Below are 4,403 nucleotides of genomic sequence, written 5' to 3'. Positions count from 1 at the left end.
ATGGCGGGCCGGTTCAGCCGCCGGGTGCGCGGGTTCGCCAAGGCCCACGGCATCCCGGTCATCGACTGCGGCCGCGGGAGCACAAGCACCGCATCGCCGAGGAGTACCTGGCCACCCACACGGTGGGAGCGGGGGTGTTCTTGATCCTGGTCGCCCGCGCGCCGGCGACGGTGTGGGAGGTTCGCCGCTCGGCCAGCGGCGTGATCGGCAACCTCGCCAAGAAGACCGCCTACGGCAACCACGACTCGTTCCACATCATGGACCCCGAGTGGGGCCACCTGACGGTCAAGCTGAGCGGGCATCCGCCGTTCGGCGCGCAGGTCATCGCAAACGGCCACGAGTACGTCGCCTGCCAGGCGCAGACGGCCGGGACCGGGTTCACCAACCAGGGCAACTGCTGCACCGCGGTGGCCGACCCGCAGGCCCTGGCGCAGGTCGCAGCCGCCTTGTCGCAGCCAGCGACGGTAGGGCGACTGGCGGCCGTGTGCGAGCGGTGGATCTCCTCGGCCTGCCTGTGCTTTGGCCTGGACTCCGATGAGCAGGCCCGCAGCGGCTTCCGGTACGCCTGGTCGGCCGACCAGGCCGCGTACACCCCGCAACCTGCCGGTTCGGGTGGGCGGTCAGCTGGACCGCGTGTGCAACACGCTGGTCGACCGGGCCCGCTCCCGGCTGGACGTGCCGACCCTGCGGACGTTGTTTGGCGCCAAGCAGCGCCCGGGCCCGGGCGGCACCCCCGACCTGTCGCCTCGGCTGGCAGTGGTGACCGAGACACCTCGGTGGGACCTGACCCTGTGCAAGGTCCACTTCGGACCCTTGACCCTGAAGGGCTCCACCAAAGGCGAACACGTGCTGCGCTTCGAAGCGGTCGTGCACCACACCGGCCAGCTCGGCTGCGGCCGGGCGATCGGGAAGTTCCCCCAGATCGTCACCCGCCTTGCGGGCATGGCCGAGCGGTTCTCCCACCACCCTGGACTGCGTCGACACCGGCTTCCTGCCCGACGGCACGCTTGACGCGCTGCCGCTGCCCTCCCGCATCGGCCGGACCCGGGTCGGCGGCATCGACCTTGAGCAAGCCACGGATGCGGGCCGCGCTGGCGGCGGTCCTGGGGCTGCGATGGAGTTCCGGGCAGGGGCGCGATGCTGTGTCCATCAGCTTCCAGCACTTCTCCATCCGGCGTCCATCAGCCTTCCGTCAGCCACGATGCGTCTAGGCGTCGGAGGAGGCGGGCGGGCAGTTCGACGGGATCGCGGGCCTGTTGGGTGGCGGTGCGGCACGCTGATGAGGACCTGCCAGGTAGTGGCTCCCACCCAGGGCGGTTGCCGCTCCAGGTCTTGTGGCACATGACCGCGAGCCGGATGGCGTGCTTCGCCCGTCAGTTGGTGACCTGTACTGCGGGGGCATGCAGGAAGGTGAACAGGTGCTCGCGCTCCCGGGCGAGGTGGTCCAGCAGGCGGCGGTTGGGCGCGGGTAGCGGGTGGCCCGGCCACGAGCCTGTCGATTTGTGCCACCAAGGCTTCCTTCCAGCGGCCGTCCGACGAGTTGGCCGTCGCGACCGCCTTCGGTTCCGACACTCGTCTCACTGGGGCGGCTCGGGCGCTGGTGCGACTGGTCGCCCCGTTCGCCGGGCGGGCCGGGGTGGCGCGCAGCCAGGCCCTGGTCGAGCGGGCCCCGTACCCACGGACCTGTGCAACGTCCAGGGTCACGCCGACTGCACGACTGCTACCGTTTTGTGCCGTTCACCGAAGGGGAGGCGGGAGGTGAGAGCAGCGCCTCGCGCGCTCGTCGTGCGGCTGCGGTGAGTTCGCTGGGTTGCTGCTGGTCTCGGTCGTCATGCGGTCGGCGATGAGAGATCTTCGCTGAGCGGACCCTGGCGGACGGCTTGTCGAAGCCAAGGGCGCTTCTGAGTTCCTCAAGAGTCTTCGGCATGGCCATCCCCCGTTCGGCGCGTGACTCTTGGCGGGCGACCTCCATTCTCGAACGAGACAATCGGATCGACATGCTCATTATGACACGTCGTAGGCCCATGTAAACCCGACTCCCTGCGTTGGCAACGGCGCAGGCTGATCGGCTGGGCTCCCGGTGAGCTGAGGTGTCTGATCGATCGGCGTGCCTAGTTGAGTCTTGAAGGGCGCTTCGTCTGGATCCTGGGCAGGCGGTAGCTCAGCGTGATCGCGACGGCCAAGGTCACGGCGAGCACCGAGAGCGCCCCCCAGATCAGCGTGACCCGATCCTGCGGTAGCCCGGAAAGCGGCAGCGCGGCCGCCACGTAGGCGATGAGCCCAGCGGTGAGCAGCATGCCTCTCACGCTGAGGAGCAGCAGCGATGCCATGGCGTGCTCGCCAGGACGCACGAGCACCGTGGCGAATACGCCGGGCAGGACGAGAAGGAAGGCGGCGGCGGCTGCGCCGGAGTGGTCGGGTGTGGACAGGAGCTTGGGGATCCAGAGCATGCCAAGGAGCAGCACGAGCGCGATCACAGTGGCGCTGAACCACGCGAACGCAAGCCAGCCTCGTCGACTGGCCCGCAACGAGATCAGCGCATCGCCCTTCGAGCCGCGTACGGCGTGGCTGACGTGCAGATGCACTCCAGGGGTGCCGCCGGGCGCCCAGTCGTGCCGATGGGATGGAGACTTGCGGTCAGGGCCGACCGCCAGCGCCGCCTCGGTGATCTCCACGCCATCTGGCGCCCGTGCCTCGAAGTGGTAGCTCTTGCTGTCGGCCGCTGCGAGGATGGGAACGGTGATCCTGGTCGGTGCCCAGCCAAGCCGTGACGCCAGGCGGGACAACAGCCGCTTTGGCTTCGGCCCGATCCATTGGTCCTGCATGTCCTCGGCGTCAACCGTCAGGTCGCGGACATCCACGGTCTCGTCGTAGGAGAACTCGAGGATTCGTCGCTGGCCGATGCATTCGGGGAGCAGCACGAGCACCGGGAACTCGGACGCCAGTCGCTCCAGCAAGGGCCAGAAGACCTGACCGTTGCGCAGCTCCATCGGGAACCTGGCATCGCGTTCATCATGTTCGCCTGCCTCGTCCCAGTCTCCTGCGACGACGTCTCTGACGCGATCAGCGAATCCCTCATCGAGGCCGCCTAGCTCACAGCTCAGGGCATGGCACGCTGCCGCCAGGAGGGCGGCTGTACCGACGGTGATGGCCTCGTCCGCGGTTAGCACCGGCAGCGTCCGTCCGTCCTCGTCACGAACGTCGAAGTTGGTGAACTCGCGCTTCTCGAGGAAGGCGAGCGGGACGAGGCAGACCCTCCCGCCAAGAGGACCCAGTCGCGGCGTGACGTCGGGAACGGTGAGCTCGACACGGACACGGCGCGAGACGGTTGCCGAGTCGTGGAACGAGACGTACTCCCGCCGGCGGTGAACCCACTCGGGACTCGAACTGAGCATCCAGAAGATCCCTTGGCCAACGTCACGGCTCGACAGCTCGGTAGCCGTGATCGGGATGGGACTCGCGAGGGCTGCCGTGTTGGTCATGAGGGATCTCAGGGTGGAGGAACGGACTCGGATGATCCTAACAAGCCGGTCAACTGCCTCACCAGAATCGCGGGCGTCCGTGTCGAGCCGTGGAAGCGGGCGACCGTGTGATGGGGCAGAATCGAAAAGGGGAGACGCCCAGAAAGCTCGGCGGCTTGGCCGAGGCGCGCATCGGGCACGTCCGTGTCCACCACGGCTCCCTGTTGCCGATGCTGCCCGGCCGTATCGACGCGGTCGGCGCCCAGACCGACCAGCTGACCGGCCGGATCGAGGAGCTGCTCGCCCCGGTTGCCGACCAGGTGGCCAAGCTGGATGCCATCCCCGGCGTCGGCACGGTCGGCGCGCCGAGCTCGGGGTGGACACCTCCCGGGTTCCCAGCGCCGGTCACCTGGTGTCGTGGGCCACGGTCGCGCCCACGACCAACCCATCGGCCGGCAAGACCACATCCAGCTCCACCGGCAACGCCAACCCCTGGACCGGCGCCACCATCGGCCAGGCGGCGATCGGGGGCCGTGCACGACCACGGCCTTCCTCGGCGCCCGCTACCGGCCGATCGTGCAGCGACGCGGCAAGCAGCGTGCCCTGGTCGCGGTCGGCAACTCCATCCTCACCATCGCCTCCTGCCTGCTGGCAGACCCCCCCGCCTGGCCGGCCACGGCCCCGGATGGCTATGCCAGTCCGAGCCCGTCCAGCTGCGCCCGCAGCCAGCGGCACCCAAGCCCCAAGCTCGGCCCGCATCGGTGCCACCGACCCCCCCTGCCCCACCCGCCGCACCCGCCGCACCCGCCGATACTCCCGCAGATCCCCGAACCCCAGCGCGGTCAGCGGGGGCGGCGTACCCGGGTCACGGGGGCGACGCACCCGGGTCACGGGGAGCGGTGCATCCGGGTCATGGGGGCGGCGCACCCGGATCACGGGGGG

The 4,403-nt window shown here is 69.5% G+C and carries 3 protein-coding genes; 1 reads left to right on the top strand and 2 read right to left on the bottom strand.

Going from position 1 to position 4,403, the window contains the following annotated elements:
- Positions 1 to 633 precede the first annotated feature (633 nt).
- On the top strand, positions 634 to 1,011 hold the full coding sequence (locus VG276_19535; GenBank protein ID HEV8651525.1) for a hypothetical protein: 378 nt from the start codon (positions 634 to 636) through the stop codon (positions 1,009 to 1,011).
- Between the two features lie 1,100 nt (positions 1,012 to 2,111).
- Here VG276_19535 and VG276_19530 read toward each other — a convergent pair.
- Positions 2,112 to 3,482, bottom strand: coding sequence for a hypothetical protein (locus VG276_19530; GenBank protein ID HEV8651524.1), 1,371 nt, complete (start codon positions 3,480 to 3,482; stop codon positions 2,112 to 2,114).
- Positions 3,483 to 3,866: 384 nt separating this feature from the next.
- Positions 3,867 to 4,403: hypothetical protein (locus VG276_19525; protein ID HEV8651523.1), on the bottom strand; the 537-nt coding region annotated here is incomplete at its 5' end.

It is taken from the genome of Actinomycetes bacterium, from assembly GCA_036000965.1.
Taxonomy (GTDB): Bacteria; Actinomycetota; CALGFH01; order CALGFH01; family CALGFH01; genus DASYUT01.
This window is presented reverse-complemented; position numbering and strand designations above follow the sequence as displayed.